This window comes from Arthrobacter sp. NPDC058097 (assembly GCF_042884885.1).
Taxonomy (GTDB): domain Bacteria; phylum Actinomycetota; class Actinomycetes; order Actinomycetales; family Micrococcaceae; genus Arthrobacter.
This window is the reverse complement of sequence record NZ_JBHVSZ010000001.1, coordinates 682,354-708,159: the sequence shown is the minus strand read 5'-3', so window position 1 is coordinate 708,159 and position 25,806 is coordinate 682,354. Positions and strand designations below refer to the sequence as shown.

The following is a 25,806-nucleotide window of genomic DNA, read 5'->3' as shown; positions in this document are numbered from 1 at the left end:
AGAATGTTTGACAATCGTACAGGGCGGGCCTACCGTGGCTGTTGTAACGCAGGGAGGACGGACCGGAGGGTCCCGCCCTCACCACAGCATGGATGGGGTGTCCTCGTTAGGCCGACGGGCCGTCTGCTGGAGCTCTGAGGAGAGCTCGCGGCCGAGGAGACGCTTGAAGACCCGACAGGAGCGGCACATGGGGCCACGTACAGAATTTGTCTATCTTTCCGAAGCGGACACCATCGAAGCCGGTGTTCTCGACGCGGGCCGTTGTGTTGACGTCAGTGAAGAGGTTTTCCGTCTCTTGGCGAGCGGGGACTACCTGATGGGCGGACACAACCATAATTCGCATGGTCTGGGGCTGGTGTTTCCTGCTTCTTCGCCGTTTCCGAATATGCCGGTTGCCGGCCCTGACCGCCGTTTCGTCGCCATGCCGGCCTACTTGGGGGGACGGTTCAATGTCTGTGGCAACAAGTGGTACGGCTCCAACGCTGCCAACCCTGAGAAGGGGCTGCCGCGGTCGGTCTTGACCCTGATGCTCAATGACAAGGAGACCGGTGAACCACTCTGCCTGATGTCAGCGAACCTTCTCAGCGCTGCCCGGACTGCGGCGGTGCCGGCAGTTGCCAGCCGCTATTTGACGGCCGGTAAGCCAGGTGTCCTGGCTGTCATTGGGTGTGGCGTTATTAATGCCGCGGTGGTCAGGGCGATCATGAGCCAGCACCCACAGATCGGGAAGATCATTTTCCACGACCGCACCCTGGCCAAGGCCCAGCGCATAGCGGACGAGGCGCGGCAGACGTACGGTGTGGACGCGGTGGCAGCACCAACTCCGGAGAGCTGCGTTCGGGAAGCTGACCTGATCACCGTCGCCGCTTCCCGGACGAGCCCTCTTGTCATTGAGGACAACTGGTTTAAGCCCCAGGCCACCATCCTCCTTAGCGGACCCGTAACAGCCAATGACGGCTTTTGGACCGACAGCACCTTGGTTTACGACCACATCGGGCTGCACGAGTCCTACGTGGAGGAAGCCGTTTTCTCCGGTGACAAAGACGCGTACTACAGGGGCGTCATTGGAGGACCCATTTACCGCCTGATCGATGAGGGCCGCATTCCTGCCCTTCAGGACTCCATCGACCTCGGCCAGGTCCTTAGCTCTGACACGGGGCACGTTGCTGCTGGACGAACCATCTTCATCGCCTGCGGCATGGCTGTCTTCGACGTCGCCTGGGGTTATGAGCTCTACAGCCAGGCACTGGACAAAGGCATCGGCCAGCGTCTGACTCTCTGGGAAGAACCCTTCTCCAGCTGACGCAGCACACTCCCATCGGCCCTGAACAGGAAGCGACAGACTCATGTCCAAAATTAGGAACCGCGAGGCCCTGCTGGCCCAAGGGGATCTGGCATCCCGCGAGCTCGTGCTCAACATCGCAGACGCTACCCTCGCAAGGCTCGACGCCTACACGCGCATCCGGTCCATCATGTCCCTGGAAGGAGACACGCTTCGCATCGGAACCCGGACCTGGGACCTGTCCCTTAAGCGCAACGTGTATCTCGTAGGGGCCGGCAAGGCATGCAACCACATGGCAATGGCAGTTGACCACGTCCTTGGTGACAAGCTCACCCACGGTATCGCCATCGTCAAACTCATCGAGGAAACCGACTCCTTCAACCGGACAAAAGTGCACGTCGGGGGACACCCACTGCCTAACCAGGCCGGCTACGAAGCAACCCGGGAAGTTCTTGAGCTCGTGGACTTGTCCGGACCGGATGACCTCTTCATCGCCGTCATCAGCGGCGGCAGTTCCGCCCTCATGAACTGCCCCGTGGACGGCATCTCGGTAGAAGACGAGGCACTCGCCACTGACCTCCTGCTCAAATCAGGGGCGGGGATCTATGAGGTGAATGCGGTTCGCCGTCACATTTCCCAGACCAACGGCGGCATGCTTGCCCAGCGCATACACAAGCAGGGCGCCGAACTCATCGGCATCGGCATCTCCGACGCCGTGGGAAATGCACCCACCTCGGATATCGGGGTCCCCTTCGAACGCTACGCCAGCACCCCGATCGGTCCGGACCGCACTACACTCGACGATGCCCGCCAGGTCATCATCGACTACAACCTGCAGGACTCCCTCCCTGCATCAATTACGTCCTACCTGGCTTCTGCGGGTCCGGAGAAGGAAACACCCAAAGAGTTCCCCGACAACACGTACTTCGTCCTGAACACCGTCCCGGACCTGTGCCTGACCGCGAAGGAAGAGGCAGAAGCACGCGGTGTCCCTGCCTACATTCTCACCTCCTATTTGGAAGGTGAAAGTAAGGACGCCGGCACCTTCATGGCCTCGCTGGCCCGGGAGATCCAGGCAACCGGAAACCCCTTCCCGGCGCCATGCGTCGTGCTCAGCTCAGGGGAGACCACTACCTTTATCCCTCCCAATGCTGACATCACGGGGCATGGAGGCCCTGGCCAGGAACTCGTCACCGGCTTCGCCCTCGCGGCCGCAGCCGTCCCGGGCGCCTGCATGTTCTCCATCGACTCAGAAGGCACAGACGGAACGTCCCCCGCGGCAGGGGGTCTCACCGACTCCACCACAGCAGCCCGCGCGGCAGCCAAAGACCTGAACCTTCATGCCTCCCTCCGGGGCCATGCGGCCTTCGAAGCGCTCACTGCGGTAGGAGACGCGGTACTGACCGGCAACACCGGTACCAACCTCTGCGATTTCAACATCCTCTACGTTCCCGCGCCCTAAGACGGCAGTCCGGCAACAGCACATCACCGAAACACCGACCTTTGGAGACACACATGGCGACCATCGAAGCTGTTCACGCCCGCCAAATCCTGGATTGCAAAGCCCGCCCCATGGTGGAAGTAACGGTAAAGACCTCTGAGGGGATCACCACCCGGGGCGCTGCCCCCACCGGCCAGTCGGTCGGCATGCACGAATCCTTCGTCCTACGCGACGGCAATCCCAACGAATACCACGGCCAAGGCGTACGAAAGGCCGTCGACAACGTCAATAACGTGATCAGCCCGGCCCTGCTCGGCATGGATATTGAGGACCAGTCGGCCATCGACAAGGCTATGCTGGCCCTGGACGGCACCGCCCAAAAATCCGTTCTCGGGGGCAATGCCATCTACTCCACCTCCATTGCTGCCCTCCGCGCAGGGGCCGCCACCGCCGGGCGTCCCGTCTTCGAACACATCGCACGCGGGCCCCTCGCCACCGTTCCTGTACCAAGCTTCAACGTCGTCAACGGCGGACGTTACGGAAAGGTGTACCAGGCCTTCAATGAGTTCCTCATCATGCCGTACAAGGCCCAAACCATCGATGAAGCTGTCGAGATTGGTGTGGAGATCTTTGAGCGTCTCGGCAAGGTGCTCGAGAAGTACGTCGGGAGTCCGCCCGTCGTTGCAAAGTCCTACGGATATGCCGCGCCGTCATCGGACCCGCGGGTCGTCCTGGAGCTCGTACAGGAGGCGATCGACGGAACAGGCCATGGCAAGAAAGTTGCCTTCGCGCTTGACTGCGCGTCGAGCGAAACCTACGACCCGGCCACCAGGACGTACGAGCTCAATGGTTCCCGGGTGAGCTCTTCCGAACTCATCAGCTACACCCGCCAGCTCACAGAACAGTTCGATTTCGTTTTCATTGAAGACCTGCTCGATGAAAATGACTGGGAAGGCTTCACCGAGGCCGTGCGTGAGATCAAACGCAGCATCATCCTCGGCGATGACCTGATCGTCACCAACCCGGCCTTCCTGGAGCGGGCTATACAGCAGCACGCCGTGGACGGATTCATCCTCAAACCCAACCAGGTAGGCACCATCACCGAAGCCCTCCAGACCTTCGATACTGCCGTGGAAAATGGCCTGCTCGCCGTACCCTCGGGGCGGTCCGGGGGAGTTATTGACGATGTCGTCATGGACCTCTCCGTCGGTCTACAGGTTCCCTTCCAGAAAAATGGGGCACCGCGCTCGGGCGAACGCATCGAAAAGCTGAACTTCCTCATGCGCGCAGCAGACAGCATCCCCGACAGCCGTCTGGCCGACGTCCCGGCCATCGTCCGTTTCTAGTACGAGGAGGGAACCAGTGAAAAGCCGCATGAATGGACAGAGCCGGGCCATCCGGCTCACCGCCTCCACGGGGGACCACTGCCCCCGGACAGGGCTGTGGTGGGTGCGGGGTGACGAGGAGTCCACCATCTTCGCCTATCAAGGAACCCTCATGCCCACACACCAAGGCCTCAGAGCCGAATGGAGCTGGACCGTTTCCGACCCTGCGCTCTAGGGCCTGAGCGCGTCCACCCCAGGCATCAATTAGTAGGCCAGTGCGGGTGGTTCCGAATTCGACGCCGCCATTGTCGTAAACCCTCAGACACGCCGCTGCCCTGCCCAAGCCATCACGGGTCGGCTAATATACAACCCATCGGACTCTCTGAAAGCCAGACAATAAAACAGTAAGCCCGACCCGGTCCGTACGAAGGTGGCAAGATGACAATCCCAAGATCAGACAGTGTGGGGCAGGTGGCTGGCCTGACCCGACGCGACGGCGCTATCCAGGAGATCCGCCGTGCAATCGTGCGCGGTGGTTTGTTACCCGGCGAAAAGATTACCGAGGTCGGGCTTTCTGCGCAGCTTGGGGTCAGCCGCCCCACTCTGCGGGAGGCGCTAAATCAGCTTTCACGCGAAGGCCTCCTTGTACAGGAACCCTTCCGTGGGATGCATGTTGCGGAGCTCAGCACCGCCGAATACCTGGATATCGCGCGCATCCGGCACTCGCTGGATCTTTTGGCCGTTGACGATATACTGGCGGCGCCTGACGACAGCCGGATGGTTCAGCTGGATGCCCATTGGGCGAGGTTCGAGGCGGTGGAAAAAGATCCGGACCCCTTGATCCGGCACGAGGCCCATGTTGCTTTTCATCGCGGCATCTGGGAGGCGTCTGAGAACCAGGTACTCCTGCGCATCTGGCCGGTCATTGAGGCCCACATCACCGTCGCTCTCGCCCAGGACCAGGCGCTCCGGCACGACCCCGGAAGAGACATCCAGCAGCATCATGCTTTGATCGAGGCAATGCACAGCCGCGACCGAACTCTCATCCAGAAGGCGTTTTGGGAGCACACCGTGGGGAGCGCGGAAGACATCGCGGCGATCCTCGAGGCCCGAAGTCAGGAACGTTCCTGAAGCCACAAAGCAACCATGCGTTACACGAAAAATTGAAGCGCGCCACGCTGCATGACCGCCCGTGATTGCAGCGCCAGAACGCAGGACGTCCAAAGGAGGACATGAATGGGTGGAATAGTCGTCGTCGGTGTTGACGGGAGCGAGACGGCCCGTAAGGCTGCCCGGGCTGCGGCCGATATAGCCACCGCATTGAGCGCCAGACTCCACGTCGTCACGGCGTTCAGTGACGAACGGACCGAGGTTGTTGGCAGCGGCAGCGACAAACTGGTCGTTTCCGATGCCCGCAGGGCTGAGAATGTCGCCCGGGACGTGGCCGTGGAGCTTCGCTCCGAGACCTTGGAAGCTGATTATTTCGCCATACACGGCAGCCCCGCCCAGGCTCTCATCAAGCAGGCCGAGGCCCACAATGCCCACATGATCGTTGTAGGCAACAAACGCATGCGGGGACTTGGACGGGTGCTGGGAAGCGTCGCCAACACGGTGGCCCACAGCGCACCGTGTGACGTGTACATCGTAAAAACCGACCAGTAGCGGTATCAGAAGCTCTCACATCCGCCGCTATCCGAAGAGACGGCCGTTCGCAACGCACATCGGCGCCCTACAGGGCGATAAGCTGCCCCGCAGAAGATGGACTGAAGACTCAGACTCACTTCCGCGGGGCAGCTTCGTGCATTTAAAGCAGTAGCCCAGGCCGCGACTTCTCTGCCGGCCTCACCTTCGCCGCAGGCATCCTGCGCCCTGCCAGTCCGCCGCCGTTCCTCCGACCAGCGGCACCGCCGACGCCACATAACCAACTTTTAACGCCTCATTCACATTGGCTCTAGACGTGATGGTCATTACCTTCTAAGCTTTCGGATAGACAGTATGTCTTACAATCAAACACTCAGAGGAGAAGATTGTGGCCAGAAAAACAACAAACCAAAAGGTGAACAGGATCGTCTTTGCGGCTATCCTGGTCGCCCTGTTAGCAGTTGGCGCTGGAGCGCTGTTCTCGGCTCTGCGCGGCGGTGGCAATGGAGCCCAAGCTGCATCAGCCACATCGCAGGGCAGCTTCCTTGAAGACATCAAGAAGCGCGGTGTTCTGCGTGTCGGTGTAGCTCTGTCGCCGCCGCACACCGTGCAGCTCCCCGACGGCACGTACGGCGGTCCGAACATTCTTCCGCTCGAGAACGTGGCCAAAGCCCTTAACGTCAAACTCGAGACGGTGCCGGCCGAGTGGAAGAACATCGTGGCCGGATTGCAGGCGGGCCGCTACGACTTCGCCGCCAATTTGGACCGGACCCTCGAGCGGTCAACGGCAATCCAGTTCACGGAGAAGGTCTGGACCTACCCCGCAGTGTTCGTGGTGAAGGCTAATTCCCCCTACACAACGGTCGATGATCTGCTCAAGTCGGGCAAGCAAATCGGAACCGCGCAGGGAACGGCCCATGAAGCAGCCTTCGTCCGGAAGTATCCGAACGCATCCACGTTGCCGACAGATTCATTCACGAACCTGGTCCAGGCCCTCAAGGCGGACCGCATCGTCGCTTCCCTCGCCGACTTGCCCACAGCGGTGTCCCAGGCACAGGAAGACCACAGCTTTAAGATCATCTTGCCCAAGCCGGACATCTATCGGGGCCTTGTGGCGTACGGGGTACCGGCGAACGCAGATGCCCGCTCAATTCAGACCGTCAACATCGCCATTGAACGCTCACTCAATGAAGGCGTTCTTGACGCCGCATACGCGAAGGTTGGCTACCTGGACGAGTCTCAGTTGGCTGGCGCCGGCCTGATCAAGAAGTAGCCTGAAGGGCAACCCCCATGATCAATTACGACTTCAACTGGTCGGTAGTCACGACCAACCTTGACCGTCTCATGGCCGGTCTCGGAACCACATTAGAGATCGCGCTCATCACCATCGTGCTGAGCATGATCCTAGCCATCCCCGTGGCATCAGCACGTATGTCCGAGATTGACGTGATCCGTTGGATCGCCCAGTTCTACATTGAGATCTTTCGCTGCACGCCGTTGCTGGTTCAGCTGTTCTGGATCTTCTACGCGCTCCCGGCATTGACGGGTGTGACCCTGCCTGGTTTCGCCTCGGCGATTATCGCCCTGACGTTGAACCTCACGGCATTCATGGCCGAGGCCTACCGTTCGGGGTTCCAGTCGGTACCCATCGAACAGATCGAAGCCGGCAAGATGCTGCGGCTCACAAGTCTCCAGCGCCTGCGCTACATCATCCTGCCCCAGGCGCTGCGGCAGCAGGTGCCGGTGATCCTGTCTTTGAACATATCCCTGTTCAAAGACACCGCACTGGTCTCGACCATCGCCGTAGCCGACCTCATGTTCATCACCAACACGATCTCGGCACAGTCTTACCGGGCACTCGAAGTGTTTACGGCCGCAGCCATCATCTACTTCGCCATCGCCTTCCCGGTCTCGCTCATCACCAGTTACCTCGAGCGCCGGATGCAGTCTGGCCAGAAGACACCAGGCAGGAGGAAGCCGCTTCGGGCCCTCAAAGAGGCGACCGTGGTTGCGGCGAAATAGACATGGTTCTAGTGAATTCGAAAAGTGGAGGTGACTCGATGAGTGACACTCAGTCGCCGCGCACGGGCTCCATCCGGACAATCTCCGCCAACACCGGTGACGTGCTTGTCTCGGCTCGAGGGCTTCAGAAGAGCTTCGGTGACCGGCAAATCCTGAAGAACGTCGATTTCGACATGCGGGCCGGGGACATCACTGTGATCATCGGAAAGTCCGGTTCGGGAAAGAGCACCCTTCTGCGGGCCCTTGCGGGCCTGACCGACCCTGATGAGGGGCGGATCGTATTCGACAACGAGGTCGTGTTCGAAGATCAGGAGCGGACCCCGGCGTGGGAGGAAGTCGACTCCCACATCGGGATGATCTTCCAAAGCTACACTCTCTGGCCCCACATGGACGTCGCCAAAAACCTCACCCTGGCTCCCCGTAAAAAACTGGGCATAAGTGAGGAAGAAGCCATCGAGCGGGCAAAGCGGTCGCTGGCGGAGGTGGGTATGTCCCATCACCTGCACAGCAAGCCGAGCCAGCTTTCGGGCGGTGAAAGGCAGCGGGCCGCTATCGCCCGCGCACTGATGATGCAGCCGAAGCTGCTGCTGTGTGACGAGATCACCTCAGCGCTCGACCCGCCCGTTGCTGCTGAAGTCCTTGGCGTGCTGCGTCGTCTGAAGCAGGATGAAGGTATCGCCGTCGCGTTGGTTACCCATGACATGGCCTTCGCCTCGAAGGCTGCTGACAGGGTCGTTTTCTTCCATGAGGGCGAAATCGCGGTCAACGCCACACCTGATGAAGCGTTCAATCGATGCGACAACCCGGACCTGAAGAAGTTCGTGGACGCAGTCCGCTTCTGAGTTATTGCCACGGCCGCCATTCGCCTCACTAGGGCGATACGGGCCGTATCGTACTGCATCAGCAGGGCTCCGGAGGCGATGAAATTGCTGCCGGAGTCCTGCTGAGACCCAAGTATCCCCACTGGGAATGAGGAAAAATGAAGCTTTGCCTGAATCAGGCGACAACAATGCCTTACGGTCTCGAAGAGACTGTGAAAGCCACCGCGAAAGCCGGCATCGAAAACATCGGGCTTTGGGTCGAACCCGTCGAGGAAGCCGGAATCAGCTCGGTTCGGCGCTGGCTCAATGAGTCGGGACTGAACGCGACATCAATGAGCAGGGTCGGCTTTCTGGCAAACAAGCGGGGCAGCGAACTGACCGCTGCCTATGATTCCGTGCGCCGGGCTCTTGATACGTGCGCCCAGCTCGGGGTGCCGACCCTGGCGTTTGTGGCAGGTGGACTCCCTGAAGATGACCGTTCGATACGGAAGGCTGAAGGACGCGTTCGGGATGCCTTTGAAACGCTGATGCCCGAGATCGTTCAGAGTGGCGTGAAGGTCATGCTTGAACCTATCCATCCGTTGTTCGTCAATGACCGCTCGGTGGTCACCAGCGTTGGCCAGGCCCTGCGGGTATTGGACGGCCTTCCGTCAGAGAACTTTGGTGTGCTGGTGGATTCATGGGCTACGTTCTGGGATCCAGACCTTGAAGAATCACTCAAGCGTGCAGGCAGGGAGGATCGTCTGACCGGCTACCAGATCAACGATTTCACGCTCCCGCTTCCCCTTCCGAACAACATGAACGGGCGCCTCATGCCTGGTGACGGGTGCATCGATCTTGAATCGATGACGCGGTGGGTGGCGGACACCGGTTATTCCGGAACCGTCGAAGTGGAGGTCTTCAATGACGACATCTGGAAACTTCCCCTGGATGAGATTCTTCAACTGACGGTGGCATCCTATGAAAAGATCATGGGCACCGTACGAGTGAGCTGATTTTTCCCGCGGGTCCAAGGGCCATGTACGCACGCGCCCGAGCAGCCCGCGGCCCCACAACAACGTTTTTTGCCGACCTCCCACAGGAGTGCCCGGCACCAAGATCCCGTCCTTAACGGGATCCTGAAGTTCGAAAGGAACCAGATATGCAGGACGCTAAAACCGCTGTTGTCACCGGAGCCGGTGGAGGCATTGGCAGCGCAGTTGCCTCAAGGCTTGCCGCCGACGGTTTTCAGGTGTTCGCTCTTGATCTTCGCTTCGCCGAAGATGCCTGGAGCGAGGACCCGAACCGGGAACGCATCGAACCCATCGCCGTCGACTTGGGCGACCCGTCGGCCATCAAGGCGGCATTTGAACAGCTCCGAGCCCGCCTGACGAGCCTCGATGCGCTGGTGAACTGCGTGGGCATCATGCGCCGTGGCGATGCGTTGACCATCAGCGAACAGGATTGGTTCGACACGTTCCGTGTCAACGTGGACGGTGTTTTCTTCACCTGCCGTGAGGCGCTTCCCCTGCTGGAAAAGGCGGGGACCAGCGCGATTGCGAACATTGCTTCCAACTGGGGTCTCACACCCGCGAAGGGACACATCGCGTACAACGCCTCGAAGGCTGCCGTCGTGTCTTTGAGCAAGAGCCTGGCCTTGGACTACGGCCACCTTGGGATCCGGGTGAACGCTGTCTGCCCTGGTGAAATCCTCACCCCCATGGTCGAGCAAAAACTCCGGGACAACGGATTGACGGAAGAGGACCTGGCAAAGCCGATCCCGATCGGTCGGGTGGGCCGGCCGGTGGATGTTGCCGGCCTGATGTCCTACCTTGTCGGCCCTGAGTCGGGTTACATGACCGGCGGTGCCGTAGAAATCACCGGTGGGCTCTGGTCATGACCAGCTTGGAGAACGCAGGCAACCGCGGCTCCGATGAGTGGCCCCTGAGCGGGCGCAGGATCCTGGTCACGGGCGCTTCAGGCGGTATCGGAACGGCCATTTGCCGGGCGCTGCACCGCGACGGCGCGCAGCTGGCGATCCATTATGGTGCAAGCCGCGACCAGGCGGAGTCCCTGGCGAAGGAAGGCGCCCATGGGTCGGTAGCTTTGCAGGCCGACCTTACCTCGAACGACGGCCCCGACGGTCTCTGGAACGCCGCCGTGGATACCCTCGGCGGCGTCGACGTCCTCGTCAATAACGCAGGACTCTGGCTGCCGTCCCCGCTTGAGCCCGAGGATGAATGGGCCAGCGGGTGGGATGCCAACATCGCCCTGAATCTCCGTGCCTCTGCCTGGCTGACCCGCCGGGCAGTGCTCGATTTCAAGGACAATGGCGGCGGTGCCATCATTTCAATCTCGAGCCGGTCGGCATTGCGGGGAGATGATGCAGAACACCTTGCCTACGGTGTGGCAAAGGCTGGTCTGCAGAACCTCATGAAAGGTGTCGCTCGTGCCTATGCATCGCAGGGAGTCGTGGCCTACTCCATTGCGCCGGCAATGGTTGGTACGCAGATGATCGTCGGCCATATCAGCGAAGAGAAGCTGGCGGCGCTGCCGATGGGCGAGGTCGTCCCTCCGGAGGACGTCGCCGAAACCGTCGCTTTCCTGGCTTCGGGCAAAGCCCGGCACATGACGGGAGCGACTCTCGACATCACGGGCGCTGATTACGTCCGGTAGTAAGCCCTCTAAGGTAAAGGAGGCTGGAGTGCGGATCCATCCGTACTCCAGCCTCCCTTTTGCTTAAAGCAGTTCCGCCCTGCCGGACAAACGCAGCAAGGCGATTTTCACAGGGGGTATGGGATGTCAGCCCAAGTGGAACGCTTCTATGCACATGCAGGGACCGGCATCTGCGGGCGACTCCCCACAGCACCATGACCCGGGACTTGCGCCGACCATTGATGCCAGCCACACCCATTCGGCGAGGGGGCGGGCGGCGTGCCCGCAGTGGGGACATACATGATCGCCTACTAGGAACGTGCGGGTCGCTTCGCCCTTAACCCTTCGGCTTGTTGGCATCATTTCAGATCACGTAGCGCCAGAAGGTGAAGTGCTCTGTGCTGAGTGGTTCGAGATGCCCGGAATGGCGCCGTATCCAAATAATCCCGCGATCTACGTCCACTACGTCAATCCTCTCCTGGCAGTAGAAGGTGTCACCCTCCCTCGCCTCAATGAGGTCGCCGGGGCGGACCAGGCCCAAGTTGCTGACCTTCGACAGAATGGGGAAGAACTCAACCATGATTTGTCCTTGGATGGCCGGGGAATGATGCCCGAATCGGACGGTGTCCGGGAGGCTGTGGCGCGGCGAAGGCTCTTGGATTCTCGCCCAGAGATCTTAGACCAAAGCGGCCGTTGCGAACCCATAGCATGGGGTCGCAACGGCCGCTCATTGGTCGCTCCGCTGACGTTCGCTGGAAACTTACTCGGCTACAAAGTAGAAGCGTTTGTTGACGAATTCGCCCATGCCCAGTGGCCCCATTTCGCGTCCGAAGCCAGAGCGCTTGACGCCGCCGAAGGGGAGTTCAGCTGCTTCCGCCGCAATGATGTTGACGTGTGTCATGCCGGTTTCGAGCTGCGATGCGATTTTCGCCGCGCGGGCTGTATCTCTCGAGAAGACCGAGCCGCCCAGTCCAAAGTCCGAATCGTTGGCGAGTTCGAGTGCTTCTTCGTCGCTGGAAACCTTGAACACCGTTGCTACCGGGCCGAAGATTTCCTCCCGGAAGCTGGCGGACTCACGGCGGACACCGGTAAGCACGGCGGGGGAGAAGTAGGCGGTCTTCCCCTCAGTGAGCACACCGCCAACCTCCAGCTTCGCGCCATCCGCCACAGCCCGCTTTACCTGGGCGTGGACTTCTTCTGCAGCTGCTCGGCTGGAGAGTGGGCCAAAGGACCGGTCATGCATGTTGAGCGGGTCACCGGGCTCCAGGCCGTCTGCGAGCTTCTTGAGCTCAGACACGAACTCATCGTGGATGTCGTCCATAACGATGATGCGCTTGTTGCCGTTGCAGACCTGGCCACCGTTGTATACCCGGAAGTTCCACGCGTCCGCGGCGAGGGCGGCAACGTCATCAGTGTCCAAAACGATCATTGGATCATTGCCGCCAAGTTCCAGCACGGCCTTCTTGAGGTGGCGTCCGGCCTGTTCACCGATGATGGACCCTGCCTTCTCGGAGCCGGTCAGTGATACGCCCTGCACGCGCGGGTCAGCGATGATCGAGGCGATCTGGTCGTGGGTGGCATACACGTTGGTATAGGCGCCGGCGGGAACGCCGGCGTCTGCCATGATCTCCTGAATAGCGAGAGAAGACCGGGGGCAGATGTCAGCGTGCTTGACCAGTATCGTGTTGCCGAGCACGAGGTTCGGGGCGGCAAACCGGGCCACCTGGTAGTAGGGGAAGTTCCAGGGCATAACACCCAAGAGCACGCCCACGGGCCGGTTCTCAACAATTGCTTTGCCCTTGATGGTGCTGGGGATTTCCTGGTCCACTGCCAGGCTGGGGCCGTGGACGCCGTAGTAAGCGATGATGGAGGCGGCGAACTCGACTTCCTCGATGCCTTCTGAAAGCGGCTTGCCCATTTCCTGGGCGATGATCCGGGCAAGTTCATCTTTGCGTTCTTCAAACAGCTCTGCCACACGCCGGACGATCGCTGCCCGGTCCTGAATGCTCCGGCCCCGCCACTCCTGATAGGTTGCGTCGGCATTCTTCAGTGCCTGCTCGACCTGCTCGTCAGTGGCAGCTTCGAAGGTTTCGAGGATTTCTCCTGTTGCGGGGTTTTCAACCCGGTACCGTGCCATGTTTCTCCTTTGCTGGGGTTTTGCCGCAGGCTCCTGCTTTTCTAGCAGGAGGACCTGAATGTGGGTTTTTGTCTGTGAAGTTGCCCGGGCTATTGGCCACCCTGGATCGCTAGCCCCAGACGCGAAAGACCTGGCCCGTTTCGATGCCATGGGCAGAGCGCACATAAGCCTGGGCCGCTTCTTCGGGGGAAACGCCCGGGAAGCCCGGAAAAATCGCCGAGTGCCCGTTCGGGCGGTCAATGATCGTTGGACTGACAGCATTGATGCGGACCCCGGCGGGGAGGTCCAGTGCGGCGGTCCTGATGAACGCCTCGATCCCGCCATTGACCGTTCCTGCGATCACGCTGCCCGGCACTGAATGCTGGGCCAGAATGCCCGTTGTCAGGGTGAACGAGCCCTGTGGAGCGATATGGCGGACACCGGCCAGTACCAGACTGATCTGCCCTCCAAGTTTGTTCGCGAAGCCCGCCTGAAAGTCCTCGAGAGTCGCCTCGGTCGTGTGGACGTACGGCACCTTCCCCGTCACCGAGACGACAGCGTCAACGGTTCCGACTTCTGCCAAGGCAGCCTTCACCGAAGCTGCGTCGGTTATATCCACTGCAGGGCAGGTGGAACGGGACAAAGCGATCACTTCATCGTCAATGTCCTTGAAGGCAGCGACGACAGCCCTGCCGATGACACCCGACCCGCCAATAATGAGTACGCGCAACTCGCGCTCCTTTTGCCTGACAATCATACGATACGTGGCAGACTATCACGCCTCCTGTGCTCTGGGAAGGCCTCGGACAACGGCCCCGCTCCCTAGTGCGGCCCTGGTGCCGCCCGAGGATCAGAGGACCTCGGAAGCGGTCGCACGAATCACGGCGACTGCGCCATTGACGAAGCCCGGGAAGGTGACTAGTCTCATAAGCAGACCTTGTCTGACAATCTGTTTGGCAGACTAATAGGCGTGGCCTAGGTCTCTCAAATTTCACCGAAAGGATCACTCATGACGAATCTCGAACTTAAGGGAATTCTGGCTGCGGTAGTCACCCCCTTTGACAGCGACGGAAACGTCGACATCGGCGGAATTGAACGCCAGGTTGACTTCATTCTTGGCGGCGGCGCCCACGGCGTCGTGTCCACAGGCAGCACCGGCGAGTTCAACTCTCTCTCCCTCGAGGAGCAGAAGACTGTCAACGCTGCGTACGCCAAGGCAGCCAAGGGCCGCGGTTTCGCAATTGCCGGGGCCGGCGCCGTAACCACGGAAGCCGCCATCGAGCTGACAGAGGCAGCAGCTGAGGCAGGCGCCGACGCAGTCATGATCGTGCCCCCGTTCTATGACACGCTGAACTTTGACGAGCTGCTTGCCCACTACAAGGCGATTTCCGAGGCTGTCGACCTCCCGATCATGTACTACAACCTCCCGAGCGTGACCGGGGTTGACCTTACCCCGGCCCAGTTCGCCCAGCTCGGCCGCGAAACCAACGTGACCTCCTACAAGGACACCGGTGGAGACGTCACCAAGCTGGCCACCGTCCTGTTCGAACACTCCGAAGACATCACACCCCTGAACGGCTGGGACACCCTGACCTTCGAAGGTCTCGCGCTGGGTGCCAAGGCCGGCGTCTGGGGTGGAGCGAGCTTCATGCCGCAGCTGGCCGGCGACCTCTACCAGGCCCTGGCCGTGGACCTGGATCTGGCCCGGGGCCGGGAGTTGTGGAAGCTGATCAACCCCATCTGCGTCTTCCTCGAAGAGCACAACTACGCAGCGGCTATCAAGGCAGGCGTATCCCTGGTTGGCAACGACGCAGGCAGCACCCGCCGCCCCATCCAGCCCCTCGCACAGGAGCACCGCGATGAGTTCGCCGCGCTGCTCCGTGCAGCCGGAGTCGAAGTCAAGTCCAAGTAAGGAAGAGGAACGATGGCACCGCGCAAGGTGATCCGCGCCATCGACGTCCACGCTGCCGGCGAACCCGGCCGCGTGGTCCCAGGCGGCGATCTGCTCGTTAGAGGCGCAACGATGAGTGAGCGCCTCGTCTACTGCCAAGAGCATCTGGACGAGTTCCGCCGTCTTTTGCTGCAGGAACCACGTGGGTACCCCAGCTTGTGCGGTGTCATCATCACCTCTCCCGTGAATCCGGGGAGTGCCTTCGGCATCATCGTCTTCGAACACGGAGGCTTCCGCCCTATGTCGGGCAGCAACTGCATGTGCGCTGTTACCGCCATGGTGGAAACCGGTGCCGTCAAGGTGGAAGAACCGATCTCCCGCCTGCGCATCGACACCGCCGCAGGCGTGGTCGAAGTCGTGGTGACCGTGGAGAACGGACGGGTCATCGAGGTCTCGATCGAGAATGTCCCATCTTTCGTCGTCGAACTTGACCATAAATTCGAACTCCCGGAGTACGGCACGATCCCTGCAGACATCGTCTTTGGAGGTCAGTTCTATGTCCAGGCCAGAGCGGAAGACCTCGGTCTGAAGCTGGAACCCGGACAAACCCGGGAAATATTGCGGGCCGGGAGCCTTCTGCGTGAAGTTGCCCGCCGCACCTTCCCGGTGGTCCACCCGGAACATCCGGAAATCAGCGGCATTTCCCTTGCCATGATCCACGGCGCAACGGATACCCCGGGCGCGGACGCCAGAAACGCCGTCGTCTGCCCGAACGGTCCCGTAGACCCCGGTGATCCCGGGACGTGGACAAGCACCCTGGACCGCTCACCGTGCGGTACCGGGACATCAGGACGCATGGCAGCCAAGTTCGCCCGCGGCGAACTGACGGTCGGGCAAGAGTTCGTTCACGAGAGCATGATCGGCTCATTCTTCCGCGGCCATATCCGAGGCACCGCAGAGGTCGCAGGCCGGCCTGCGGTACTGCCAACCGTGGCGGGAAGGGCTTGGATTACCGGCTTCCACGACTTCGTGCTGGAAGACGATGACCCCTACCCCACAGGGTTCAGGGTCGGAGATATCTGGGGCGCCGTCAACTAAAACTGGCCCTACGCGCGCAACCCTTCACAGGTGCGCTTATCCTGGCCCGGGGCGATTACACCCTGAATGGTCGCCCCGGGCATTCACCCTTGCCGGCGATCGGCCCGCAGCGCAGAACCAACTGGTAGGAATATTGGGGGGCGACAAAGATGACGGACCTGCGGTCGGAACATGTGGGACAGGTTGCCGGACTGACGCGCCGCGACGGCGCTATTCAGGAGATCCGTCGGGCAATCGTGCGCGGCGGTCTCCTGCCCGGCGAAAAGATCACGGAGGTCGGTCTCGCCACGCGGCTCGGCGTCAGCCGTCCCACGCTGCGTGAGGCGCTCAACCAGCTTTCTCGCGAAGGCCTCCTCGTCCAAGAGCCCTTCCGCGGCATGCACGTTGCTGAACTCACTGACGGGGAATACCTCGACATCGCCCGGATACGTCACTCACTGGATCTTCTGGCTGTCGAGGCTTTTGTCGATGCCAACCGCAGTCCCCGAATGGCCCAACTTGACGCTCACTGGGACAGGTTTAGGGCGATCGAACTGGATCCTGATCCCCTGGTCCGGCATGAAGCCCATGTCGCTTTCCACCGCGGGATATGGGAGGCATCCGAGAATCGCGTCCTGTTGCGCCTGTGGCCGGTCATCGAGGCCCACATCACCGTCGCTCTCGCCCAGGACCAAGCCATCCGCACAAGCCTGGGTCGCGAGATCCAGCAGCACCGGGAGTTGGTGGCGGCGATACGCAGCGGCGATCGGTCCGCTATCCACAAAGCATTCTGGAGACACACGATTGGCAACGCCCAGGAACTCGTAACCATCATTGAAAACCAAAACCGGGGCGCGGCAAGCAACTAAGCGCTGATTGCTGTTGCCGGCCTCAGCCCTGCCCTGCCAGCAACTGGCCAATAGCCTGTGTGACGGGCACACCACGAGATTCTGCTCGCGCGCGCGAGGCGTAACGGTGGTCAGCAGGCAGACGATCCATTCCTGCACTCCGCAGCATCTGCAGGAAGCCAGCAACGCGTGACGCGAAATCGCCTCCCCAGCCGCGGTCGGGGTCAACCACCAGGAAAAACTGACCCGTCCGCGACGGGTAGGCACCGGCAGGTTTATCAACGACTGCTTCCACCGAGAACGCGCCGCCCGTCAACGCCGAAGCCAGGATTTCCACCATCATCGACAGCGCCGCACCCTTGTGGCCTCCAAAAGGCAGCAGAGTGCCCCCGTCGGCGATAGCACCTGCATCAGTTGTCTCCACACCCCTAGCGTCAACGCCGGTCCCGATGGGGACCGGCCGGCCATCCCGCGCAGCAAGGCTTAGGTCACCGAAAGACATTGATGACGTTGCCGAATCGACAACCATGGGATGGGCGCCCTGAACCGGAGTTGCAAAAGCGAACGGGTTGGTACTCAGGACCGCTTCACGGACTCCTGCCGGTGCCACAGTCGGGACACCGCCCGTGACAGCCGTGAAAGCAACATACCCAGCGTGCGCAAAAGGCTCCACGTCAGGCCAGAGAGCGCTGTGGTGAACTGAATTCCTCATGGCCACGACCGCAACACCCTGCTCCGCTACAGTGTTCATGATCGATTCACGAGCCCGCTCCAGCCCCACCTGAGCGAACCCGTTTGCGGCATCAACCCGGATGTACGACGCGGTCACCTGTTCTACACGAGGCACCGCCGCGCCATCAAGGTAGCCCGTCGCCAGAGTCTCCACGTATTGGGGTACCCGGAACACCCCGTGGCTAAGGGAGCCGTCACGCTCACACATTGCATGATTTCGGGCCACGATGGCAGCCGCCTCGGCTGCGGCTCCCGCTTTCAGGAGTGCAGTTTCGATGGCCGACACCAGGTCCGCGAAAGAAATGTACGCGGGAGCCGGCTCCCGGTCTTCCTGGCTCTCTGCAACAGGAGTGGAGTGGCTCATGGAACCTCCTTCAAGGGAACGTCTGATTGAACGGGCAGAAGGCGTAGATCAAGAGCGACCGAGAGTAAAGATGTAGACGCTCCACGACAACGACTCTACACTCATCACTGCATGAATGTCTTACAATCTAGCAGTTGATATCGAGGAAAGCAGACGAAAGGGCAGGAAATTTCAATGGCTACATCGCGTGGATTCATGGTGGGTCTGGTCGGCACCGGAGTAACGGAATCGCTTTCGCCCGCCCTGCATATGGCTGAAGCCTCCGCCCAAGGGTTTCCTTTGGTATTTCGGCCCATCGACCTGACCATGCTGCGCCTGGAGGCCGACCGGCTCCCCGAAATCCTGGACTGGGCGGAAAGGCTCGGATATGACGCGGTCACTGTGACGCATCCTTGCAAGCAGCAGGTTGTTGGCCTGCTCGACACCGTGGATCCGGTCGCGGCAGACCTCGGTGCCGTGAACACGGTACTCCTCACCCCTGGGGGAAGGGTCGGCTACAACACCGATACCTCCGGTTTTGAAGCGGCTTTCCGCGGTGGCATGCCGGACGTTCCTCTCGGGAAGGTTGTGCAACTGGGAGCCGGAGGTGGCGGGACCGCCGTGGCCGATGCGCTCGTACGGCTTGGCGCTGGGCAGCTCACACTCGTGGATATTGATGAAAACCGTGCGGCGTCGCTGGCGAAGAGCCTAGGTGAGAGGCGCAATGCCGATGTGCGGTCTGCGCCGTTGTCAGAGCTGACCCAACTGCTCGCTGCTGCCGACGGGGTTGTCCACTGCACGCCGCAAGGAATGCATGACCATCCGGGAACTCCGTTTGACACCGCGCTCCTGCGGCCGGATCTCTGGGTGGCCGACATTGTCTACCGACCCCTTGAAACCGAATTGCTCAAAGCCGCCCGGGCCGTCGGCTGTCAAGCCCTTTCCGGTGGGCTTATGGCCGTCTGCCAGGCAGCCGATGCGTTTCGTCTTATCACCAATGCTGAACCGGACAGAGACCGCATGATGCAGCACTTCCGGGAGCTCGCCGATGCTGAGGTGGCGGCACCCGAGTAGCTAGCGGAGCGCTGCCATCCGGTAATGGAACCCGATTCGCTCCTCGGTGACCCAGGCTTCATAGTGCTCGGCCTTTTCGAAGAGCCGCCTGCCGTCGAGGACGCTGTGGACCCAGAGGATTCCACCATCGTCCGTCACGGTTTCGACGATGCCGGTGCAGACGGATTCGCCTCGCTGGCGGATCTCCACATGTGCTCCAGGAAGGCAGGCCCAGTCGTCCATTCGTCCGTTTGCCACGTCAGTACTCTGCTTCCCACGGCTTGCCCAGAACAAAACCCTCCTGAAACGGGTCGCTGGGATCCAAGACAAGTTGGTTCAGCGACGTGATCCAGGCGCGGCCGGAGATGCTGGGAACCACGGCGCTGTAAGGACCAACCGTGGTGGTTTGGTCGATGCGGGCATCGAAGTGGCTGCCAATGATTGATTCGTGGCGGAGTAGCTGTCCGGGTTGCAGGTCACCCCGGGCGTGCAGGAGGGCCAGGCGTGCTGAGGTTCCGGTGCCGCAGGGGGAGCGGTCCAGCCTGCCGGGTGAAACGATCACAGCGTTTACGGAACGGATAAGCTCTGCGCCGTCTGGGCTTTGTTCCCTCAGCAGCGGCCCGGTGAATGCAGTGTTGGTGATGCCCGGTATTCGCGGATCGAGAGGATGAACGATGTCGAGTTGCTCAGCGGCAGCCTTTTTGATGCGTTGTCCGAAGTCATAGAGAACTTCTTCCTGGGTGACGTCCAAAGCAATTCCAATTGACTCGGCTTCAACGAATACATAGGTCATTCCGCCGTAGGCCACATCCACCGTGATCCACCCGAGCCCCGGCACATTGACCCTGGCGTCCTGGTGGTAAACAAAAGCGGGCTGGTTGACGAGGGTTATGTTGTCCACCTTGCCATCGCTGCACGCTGCTTCAATCCCGATCAGCCCTGCCGGTGCCTCCAGGACCAGCCGGGTGATGGGCTCGCTCATGGGCAAAATGCCTGTTTCCAACAGCACCGTGGCCACACACATGGTGTTCGAGCCGGACATTGCCGGATATTCCGTTGACTCGAGGATGATGAAGCCGAAGTCGGCCTCTGGATGGTTGGACGGCAGCAGGACGTTGGCGTTGTGCCATACGGCCCCCCGCGGTTCAGACAGCAGCAGTTTACGGAGATGGTCGAGGTGTTCTGAAAAGTACAGCATTTTGTCGAACATTGTGGCCCCCGGTACCGGACCTACACCGCCCACTACAACTTTGCCGGATTCACCCTCCGCGTGGGCATCCACGACGTTGAGCATTCGTCTGAACCTCACTGGTCCCCCTCTAGAAAGCAAGCGACGGCGGTCCGCCCCGCACAGGCAGCTCACCCCTGCAGGTGAGCTGCTTAGCGGACGTAGTCCGCGCCGGTGATGTCGATTGTTGCCCCGGTGCTGTGCCGGGAGCGTCCGGAGGCGAGGAAGGCGATGACCTCTGCGACGTCCTCCGGGGGTGTCACCTCACCGAGGGGAAGCCCCGCCAGGACCGAAGGATCAAGCTCTCCGGCCAAATCAGTCGCCACCCAACCCGGGGCTACCGCATACGCCAGAATGTTTTCCCGGCCGTAGCCTCGCGCGATGCCTTTGGTCAGGGCCAGAAGTCCGCCCTTGGCAGCACCATAGGCAAGGTGTTCGGCGTCGTCTCCCCGGTGTGCTGAGCGGCTGGTGACATTCACGATGACGCCGCCGCCGCGCTTCCGGAACCCGAGTATGGCTTGCCGGCAGAGGTCCGCAGGAGCCAGGAGATTGAGTTCATAGTTTGCTTCCCAGCCCTGCAGCCAGCCGAAGTCATCGTTAAGTTCGGATGGTAACCAGGCGCCGGCATTGTTGACGAGGACGTCAATGCCGCCGCGCCAGGCGGTCGCCTCCGACCAGACCCGCTGGCGTTCTTCGGGTTTTCGGAGGTCGCCTTGGACCAGCGCGGTGCGTGTGCCAAGCCGTGCAGCCGTGGCTTGCGCCGAGTCCTTGTCGTTTCCGTAGTGGAGTACGACGTGGGCGCCTTCCCGATGCAGGGCAACGGCGCTTGCCCTGCCGATGCCGCGGGACGCGCCGGTTACGATGACGGTCTTTCCCTCAAGCATCCCCACCTTAAGCACCCGGCGCCCAGATGTCACCTACGGTATATCCGGAGGGGAACGGATCGGTTGGATCCAGGGCCCATTGGCTGGTTCCGGTGACCCAAGCGCGTCCCCTAATGGTGGGGAGGACCGCCTCGCGGCCTGCCACCGTCGTCGTGCCTGTCAGCCGGCCGATGAATTCGCTGCCGATGATGCTGTGGTGCGCGAAATCCTCGCCGATGCCCAGCTGGCCGCGCGCGTGCAGGGCCGCCATCCGGGCGGAAGTGCCGGTCCCGCAGGGGGAACGGTCCAGTGCGCCGGTCCAGGTGGCGGGGTCGGACGGGACGAGTTGGCCGTTGGACAGGACCACGGTGTTGCGGTCCTGCCGGCCGGGCACACGGTCGCCGGTGTGCAGCATGATGAGGTTGATCCCGGAGATGGCGGGATTGTCCGGGTGGGTCACCTGGATCTGGTCCTGGGCGGCCATCTTGATGAGCGCACCGGCGCGGGCGAGTTCCTTGCCGTTGTCCGGGTGCAGGTCCAGCCCCAGGTCGGACGCCTTCGCCTGGGCGAAGAACTGCCCGCCGAAAACGATGTCCACGGGCACCGTGCCGTAGTCCGGAACCTGCAGCGGGTGGTCAAGTTCGACTACGAACGCCGGGACGTTCACGACCGTCACCGAAAGGACTTTTCCATCGAGTACGCGCGCAACCGCCTGCACGACGCCAACGGCCGTGTCAATGGTGACAACAGTTTCCGCTCCGCGGACAGGAACGATGCCTGCTTCAATCACGGCTGTAACGGCGCAGATGGTATTGGATCCGGACATGGGGGTGAACCCGCCCTGCTCCAGCACGACAATCCCGAAGTCCGAGCCCTCGTTCACGGCGGGGAGGAGGATCACGGAGCAGAGGCCGGGGTAGCCGCGCGGCTCATGGAGCATCAGCCGGCGGAGCCAGTCCAGGTTGTCCTTGCAGTACTGCAGCCGTTCCGCCATCGTGTCGCCTTTGACGAGTCCCGAGGCGGAGGTGAGGATCCGTCCCGGCTCGCCCTCGGCGTGCACCTCGATGGCATCAAGAGTCAGCTTCCGGCCCGGCAGTGGCATGGTGTTGGCGTCGAGAGGACGCCCCAGTTCCTTGTTAATGAGTGACATGCTTGATTCTTTCAGTGACTCGGGTTGCAGGCACTAACCGGCGTGGTTGCGCGGAAGGAAGCGTGCTGCGGTGAAGGGAAGCAGGGAAGGGTTCGTCTTGCCCTTCAGGATGAGGTCGGTCACCGCTGCCGCACTGCCGGGGGCCAGGGTGACACCGAGCATGCCGTGCCCGGTGGAGACGTAGGTGTTATCCAGGCTGCCCAAGGCGCCGATGACGGGCATCCCGTCAGGCGTCATGGGACGGATACCTGCACGCGGGGTGACCGGCTCGGCGGGCGGTGCCCAGTTCCGGAAGTACGCCCGGGGTGCCCGGAGGATAGCGTCGATACGCACCTGGTTGATCTTTTCGTCCAGGCCGCCAAACTCCATGGTGCCGGCCAAACGCAAGCGTGCGTTGAACGGGGTAACCGCCACCTTGGCATCTGAAAGGTTGATGGCTCCCTTAAGACCGTACGCGGGCACCTCCACGCTGTAGCCCTTGCCCGGCCGAACCGGGATGTACTGCTTGAACAGCTTGGACAGGGGTCCCGTCCAGGCTCCCGCGGCGAGAACGAACCGATCGCCGGCGAACTTCTGTTCGCCGCTGTGTACCGCGGCAACGCTGTTGCCCCGGAAGGTTACCCGGTCAATAGGAGAATGCTCGATGATCTCCACGCCAAGCTCCACAAGTCGCTTGTGCAATGCCGTGACCATGGCACCTGGATCGACATGGCGTTCCTGCGGAAAGTAGATTCCGCCGTAGACAGCGTCGGTAAGCAATGGCTCATGGTTCCGGACGTCGTCGCCAATGAGGACCTGGGGGTCCAGATCGAAAGACTTGGGAAGGTCCAGATTGTCCAGGTGGTGTTCGAGGTTCTCCTTCTTCGTGAAGGCCATCAGGAGACCTTCGTTGTGCATCTCGAAGTCCATGCCGTCGGCCCGGTACTCATCGAAGCTCTCGATGGTGTTATGCGCCAGTCGCAGGTGCCCTTCGAACCCGGCGCGCTGGTCCTGGAAGTTGGACCGGCGCCACATCCCGAGCATGAACTTCAAAAAGTCCGGCTTCATCGACGGCCGGATGTAGAGCGGGCTGTCGGGCCTGAGCATCCACTTCAGGGATTGGAGCACGACTCCGGGCCCCGGCACAGGGGCCGCCTCGGCCGGGACGATCCACCCGGCATTGACTTCGGAGGCCCCGAGTCCGGTCGCCCGGGCATCGATGACGGTGACACTTTCGCCCTCTCTGGCGAGGTGGTAGGCCTGGGTGAGGCCGATAACGCCGCCTCCGATAACAACCGTATGCACTACTTTCCTTTCTTCTGAGCTGTCCCTGTATGGGTCCAGCCCAGTGACCTTCTTTGAATCCGGGCCGCTGTGAAGCGGCGGACGTTTGCGCTGCTCCGCTCATCCTTTGGGAAGGGGAAGGAATTGGATATCAGCGGTTGCTGCGGGGCACCCAGAGCGCCGGTCCGGCGCCCACCGCCGGCATCACACTGCCTTCGCCGATGAAACGCGCATCAGCCCCATCACTGCCGGAACCGAGTGGAACCCACCAGCCACTCTGGGGGCAGTGTTCGCCGGTGCGTACGGCTCGGGTGGTCTCGACGGGCTCGGCCAGAAAAAGGCTGCGATTTTTCATGGGAACTCCAGGGCGGCGATGTTTTGGTACCCAAACGCTACGTTCGGGACGGCCACCGCTGAATACCTACATATGTCGTTTTGCTTGCTTATCGCTAGACAGATGTCGATACGAAATGGTGGGTGAGGGCCGGTTACGATAATGAGCAAGCCGCTCCCGGCACACCCTCAACCTGAAAGCGAGAAGACGCGTGTCAGTGAACGAAGAACTTCCCGTGCTGTCCCACTGGATCGACGGCGCCGAATCCCTCTCCTCCGGGAACCGTACCTCTCCGGTCTTCGACCCGGCCCGGGGGATCGAAACCAAGCGCGTGGCACTGGCCAATGCCACTGACATCGAATCCGCCATTTCGTCGGCTTCCAAGGCCTTCCCTTCCTGGCGCGACCTGTCGATTACCAAGCGCCAGCAGATCATCTTCCGCTTCCGTGAACTGCTGAACGAGCGCAAGGGTGAACTCGCCCAGATCATCACCGCCGAGCACGGCAAGGTGGTCTCCGATGCGCTGGGTGAAATCACCCGCGGCCTCGAGGTTGTGGAGCTGGCTACCGGCTTTCCGCACCTGATCAAGGGCGAGCACTCGGAGAATGTTTCCAGCGGCGTGGACGTTTACTCGACCAAGTCACCGCTGGGAGTTGTGGGCATCATCAGCCCGTTCAACTTCCCGGCCATGGTGCCGCTGTGGTTCCTGCCGATAGCCATCGCCGCGGGCAACGCCGTGGTCCTGAAGCCCAGCGAGAAGGATCCGTCCGCGGCCAACTGGCTCGCCGAGCTGTTCACCGAAGCAGGGCTGCCGGCCGGTGTTTTCAACGTCCTGCACGGGGACAAGGAAGCGGTCGACGGTCTCCTGGAGCACCCCGACGTCAAGGCGATCTCCTTCGTCGGTTCCACCCCGATCGCGCAGTACATCTACGAGACCGCCGCCCGGAACGGCAAGCGCGTCCAAGCCCTTGGCGGTGCAAAGAACCACATGCTGGTCCTGCCCGACGCCGACCTCGACCTGACCGCCGATGCCGCCATTAACGCCGGCTTTGGCTCGGCCGGTGAACGGTGCATGGCTATCAGTGTTGTCGTTGCCGTGGAGCCTGTCGCCGACGAACTGATCGACAAGATCACCTCCCGCATGGCCACGCTCAAAATCGGCGACGGCCGCCGCAACTGCGATATGGGTCCGCTCGTGACCAGGCAGCACCGTGACAAGGTGGCCTCCTACATCGACGTCGCTGTCGAGGACGGGGCCAAGGTGGTGGTGGACGGCCGCGGCATAAACGTGGACGGCGACGGGAACGGCTTCTGGCTCGGCCCCACCCTGATCGACGAGGTTCCCGTCACCTCCCGCGTCTATACCGAGGAAATTTTCGGTCCGGTCCTGTCCGTGGTCCGTGTCCGCAGCTACGAGGAGGGCCTGGACCTGATCAACTCCGGTGCGTTCGGCAACGGCACGGCCATCTTCACCAACGACGGCGGCGCGGCCCGCCGCTTCCAGAACGAGGTCGAGGTGGGCATGGTGGGCATCAACGTGCCCATCCCCGTGCCTGTGGCGTACTACTCGTTCGGCGGTTTCAAGGACTCCATTTTCGGCAGCTCCAAGGCCTACGGCCTGCAGGGCTTCCAGTTCTTTACCCGCGAGAAGGCCATCACCTCCCGCTGGCTCGACCCGAGCCACGGCGGCATCAACCTGGGCTTCCCGCAGAATTAACCCGTCACCAGGGGAACTGAAAACA

At 61.5% G+C, this 25,806-nt stretch carries 27 protein-coding genes; 17 read left to right on the top strand and 10 right to left on the bottom strand.

What is annotated here, in order from left to right; all coding sequences use genetic code 11:
• The first annotated feature begins 163 nt into the window (after nt 1–163).
• The 12 genes from ACFVTE_RS03345 to ACFVTE_RS03290 all read left to right on the top strand — a co-directional run bounded on the left by ACFVTE_RS03345 (nt 164) and on the right by ACFVTE_RS03290 (nt 11,187).
• Nucleotides 164–1,303 carry a tyramine oxidase subunit B gene (locus ACFVTE_RS03345; protein WP_387096809.1) on the top strand — a complete coding sequence of 380 codons (1,140 nt, stop codon included), beginning with the start codon at nt 164–166 and terminating at the stop codon, nt 1,301–1,303.
• Between the two features lie 43 nt (nt 1,304–1,346).
• A complete protein-coding gene (locus tag ACFVTE_RS03340) occupies nt 1,347–2,744 on the top strand; it encodes a glycerate kinase (RefSeq protein WP_387096806.1) in 1,398 nt (465 codons plus the stop codon).
• 53 nt (nt 2,745–2,797) lie between these two features.
• Nucleotides 2,798–4,069: a phosphopyruvate hydratase gene (locus tag ACFVTE_RS03335; protein WP_387096803.1), complete on the top strand. Its 1,272-nt coding sequence runs from the start codon at nt 2,798–2,800 to the stop codon at nt 4,067–4,069.
• Between the two features lie 28 nt (nt 4,070–4,097).
• A complete protein-coding gene (locus ACFVTE_RS03330) occupies nt 4,098–4,283 on the top strand; it encodes a hypothetical protein (protein ID WP_387096800.1) in 186 nt (61 codons plus the stop codon).
• A 203-nt stretch (nt 4,284–4,486) separates the two neighbouring features.
• The gene (locus ACFVTE_RS03325; protein WP_387096797.1) at nt 4,487–5,179 is read left to right on the top strand and encodes a GntR family transcriptional regulator; all 693 of its coding nucleotides are present in this window, start codon (nt 4,487–4,489) and stop codon (nt 5,177–5,179) included.
• A gap of 105 nt (nt 5,180–5,284) precedes the next feature.
• A complete protein-coding gene (locus ACFVTE_RS03320) occupies nt 5,285–5,710 on the top strand; it encodes a universal stress protein (protein ID WP_387096794.1) in 426 nt (141 codons plus the stop codon).
• Between the two features lie 367 nt (nt 5,711–6,077).
• Complete coding sequence (locus tag ACFVTE_RS03315; protein ID WP_387096791.1) at nt 6,078–6,962, top strand: substrate-binding periplasmic protein; 885 nt, start codon at nt 6,078–6,080, stop codon at nt 6,960–6,962.
• 17 nt (nt 6,963–6,979) lie between these two features.
• Nucleotides 6,980–7,711 (top strand): amino acid ABC transporter permease, encoded by a 732-nt coding sequence (locus ACFVTE_RS03310; RefSeq protein WP_387096788.1) that lies wholly within the window; start codon nt 6,980–6,982, stop codon nt 7,709–7,711.
• 101 nt (nt 7,712–7,812) lie between these two features.
• Nucleotides 7,813–8,553 (top strand): amino acid ABC transporter ATP-binding protein, encoded by a 741-nt coding sequence (locus ACFVTE_RS03305; protein WP_387096785.1) that lies wholly within the window; start codon nt 7,813–7,815, stop codon nt 8,551–8,553.
• Nucleotides 8,554–8,690: 137 nt separating this feature from the next.
• Nucleotides 8,691–9,527, top strand: a complete 837-nt coding sequence (locus ACFVTE_RS03300) for a sugar phosphate isomerase/epimerase family protein (protein ID WP_387096783.1) — start codon at nt 8,691–8,693, stop codon at nt 9,525–9,527.
• 146 nt (nt 9,528–9,673) lie between these two features.
• The gene (locus ACFVTE_RS03295; RefSeq protein WP_387096780.1) at nt 9,674–10,411 is read left to right on the top strand and encodes an SDR family NAD(P)-dependent oxidoreductase; all 738 of its coding nucleotides are present in this window, start codon (nt 9,674–9,676) and stop codon (nt 10,409–10,411) included.
• Nucleotides 10,408–11,187: an SDR family NAD(P)-dependent oxidoreductase gene (locus tag ACFVTE_RS03290; RefSeq protein WP_387096777.1), complete on the top strand. Its 780-nt coding sequence runs from the start codon at nt 10,408–10,410 to the stop codon at nt 11,185–11,187. Before ACFVTE_RS03295 ends, ACFVTE_RS03290 begins: the two co-directional genes overlap by 4 nt.
• Nucleotides 11,188–11,530: 343 nt before the next feature.
• Here ACFVTE_RS03290 and ACFVTE_RS03285 read toward each other — a convergent pair whose 3' ends face one another.
• The 3 genes from ACFVTE_RS03285 to ACFVTE_RS03275 all read right to left on the bottom strand — a co-directional run bounded on the left by ACFVTE_RS03285 (nt 11,531) and on the right by ACFVTE_RS03275 (nt 14,012).
• Nucleotides 11,531–11,746 (bottom strand): hypothetical protein, encoded by a 216-nt coding sequence (locus tag ACFVTE_RS03285; RefSeq protein ID WP_387096775.1) that lies wholly within the window; start codon nt 11,744–11,746, stop codon nt 11,531–11,533.
• Between the two features lie 180 nt (nt 11,747–11,926).
• Nucleotides 11,927–13,303 carry an NAD-dependent succinate-semialdehyde dehydrogenase gene (locus tag ACFVTE_RS03280; protein WP_387096772.1) on the bottom strand — a complete coding sequence of 459 codons (1,377 nt, stop codon included), beginning with the start codon at nt 13,301–13,303 and terminating at the stop codon, nt 11,927–11,929.
• A gap of 109 nt (nt 13,304–13,412) precedes the next feature.
• On the bottom strand, nt 13,413–14,012 hold the full coding sequence (locus tag ACFVTE_RS03275) for a short chain dehydrogenase (RefSeq protein WP_387096769.1): 600 nt from the start codon (nt 14,010–14,012) through the stop codon (nt 13,413–13,415).
• Nucleotides 14,013–14,291: 279 nt separating this feature from the next.
• Here ACFVTE_RS03275 and ACFVTE_RS03270 point away from each other — a divergent pair, with 279 nt between their 5' ends.
• From ACFVTE_RS03270 to ACFVTE_RS03260, 3 genes are all read left to right on the top strand, one after another.
• Nucleotides 14,292–15,194 carry a dihydrodipicolinate synthase family protein gene (locus tag ACFVTE_RS03270; RefSeq protein ID WP_387096766.1) on the top strand — a complete coding sequence of 301 codons (903 nt, stop codon included), beginning with the start codon at nt 14,292–14,294 and terminating at the stop codon, nt 15,192–15,194.
• A 12-nt stretch (nt 15,195–15,206) separates the two neighbouring features.
• Complete coding sequence (locus ACFVTE_RS03265; RefSeq protein ID WP_387096763.1) at nt 15,207–16,271, top strand: proline racemase family protein; 1,065 nt, start codon at nt 15,207–15,209, stop codon at nt 16,269–16,271.
• A 149-nt stretch (nt 16,272–16,420) separates the two neighbouring features.
• Nucleotides 16,421–17,119, top strand: coding sequence for a GntR family transcriptional regulator (locus tag ACFVTE_RS03260; RefSeq protein ID WP_387096760.1), 699 nt, complete (start codon nt 16,421–16,423; stop codon nt 17,117–17,119).
• 22 nt (nt 17,120–17,141) lie between these two features.
• On the opposite strand, the gene ACFVTE_RS03255 is transcribed toward ACFVTE_RS03260, so the two are convergent.
• Nucleotides 17,142–18,194, bottom strand: coding sequence for an Ldh family oxidoreductase (locus ACFVTE_RS03255; RefSeq protein WP_387096757.1), 1,053 nt, complete (start codon nt 18,192–18,194; stop codon nt 17,142–17,144).
• A gap of 174 nt (nt 18,195–18,368) precedes the next feature.
• Between ACFVTE_RS03255 and ACFVTE_RS03250 the strand changes: the two genes are divergently transcribed.
• Nucleotides 18,369–19,247 (top strand): shikimate dehydrogenase, encoded by an 879-nt coding sequence (locus tag ACFVTE_RS03250; RefSeq protein ID WP_387096755.1) that lies wholly within the window; start codon nt 18,369–18,371, stop codon nt 19,245–19,247.
• On the opposite strand, the gene ACFVTE_RS03245 is transcribed toward ACFVTE_RS03250, so the two are convergent.
• The 6 genes from ACFVTE_RS03245 to ACFVTE_RS03220 all read right to left on the bottom strand — a co-directional run bounded on the left by ACFVTE_RS03245 (nt 19,248) and on the right by ACFVTE_RS03220 (nt 24,085).
• The gene (locus ACFVTE_RS03245) at nt 19,248–19,484 is read right to left on the bottom strand and encodes a hypothetical protein (RefSeq protein WP_387096752.1); all 237 of its coding nucleotides are present in this window, start codon (nt 19,482–19,484) and stop codon (nt 19,248–19,250) included.
• 1 nt (nt 19,485) lies between these two features.
• Nucleotides 19,486–20,520: a proline racemase family protein gene (locus ACFVTE_RS03240; protein ID WP_387096749.1), complete on the bottom strand. Its 1,035-nt coding sequence runs from the start codon at nt 20,518–20,520 to the stop codon at nt 19,486–19,488.
• Nucleotides 20,521–20,606: 86 nt separating this feature from the next.
• Nucleotides 20,607–21,338, bottom strand: coding sequence for an SDR family NAD(P)-dependent oxidoreductase (locus tag ACFVTE_RS03235; protein ID WP_387096746.1), 732 nt, complete (start codon nt 21,336–21,338; stop codon nt 20,607–20,609).
• A gap of 7 nt (nt 21,339–21,345) precedes the next feature.
• Nucleotides 21,346–22,467 (bottom strand): proline racemase family protein, encoded by a 1,122-nt coding sequence (locus ACFVTE_RS03230; RefSeq protein ID WP_387096743.1) that lies wholly within the window; start codon nt 22,465–22,467, stop codon nt 21,346–21,348.
• A 33-nt stretch (nt 22,468–22,500) separates the two neighbouring features.
• Nucleotides 22,501–23,751, bottom strand: a complete 1,251-nt coding sequence (locus ACFVTE_RS03225; RefSeq protein WP_387096740.1) for an NAD(P)/FAD-dependent oxidoreductase — start codon at nt 23,749–23,751, stop codon at nt 22,501–22,503.
• Nucleotides 23,752–23,881: 130 nt separating this feature from the next.
• Nucleotides 23,882–24,085, bottom strand: coding sequence for a hypothetical protein (locus tag ACFVTE_RS03220; RefSeq protein WP_387096737.1), 204 nt, complete (start codon nt 24,083–24,085; stop codon nt 23,882–23,884).
• 196 nt (nt 24,086–24,281) lie between these two features.
• On the opposite strand from ACFVTE_RS03220, the gene ACFVTE_RS03215 reads away from it, so the two are divergent.
• Nucleotides 24,282–25,781, top strand: coding sequence for a CoA-acylating methylmalonate-semialdehyde dehydrogenase (locus ACFVTE_RS03215; protein WP_387096734.1), 1,500 nt, complete (start codon nt 24,282–24,284; stop codon nt 25,779–25,781).
• Nucleotides 25,782–25,806 lie beyond the last annotated feature (25 nt).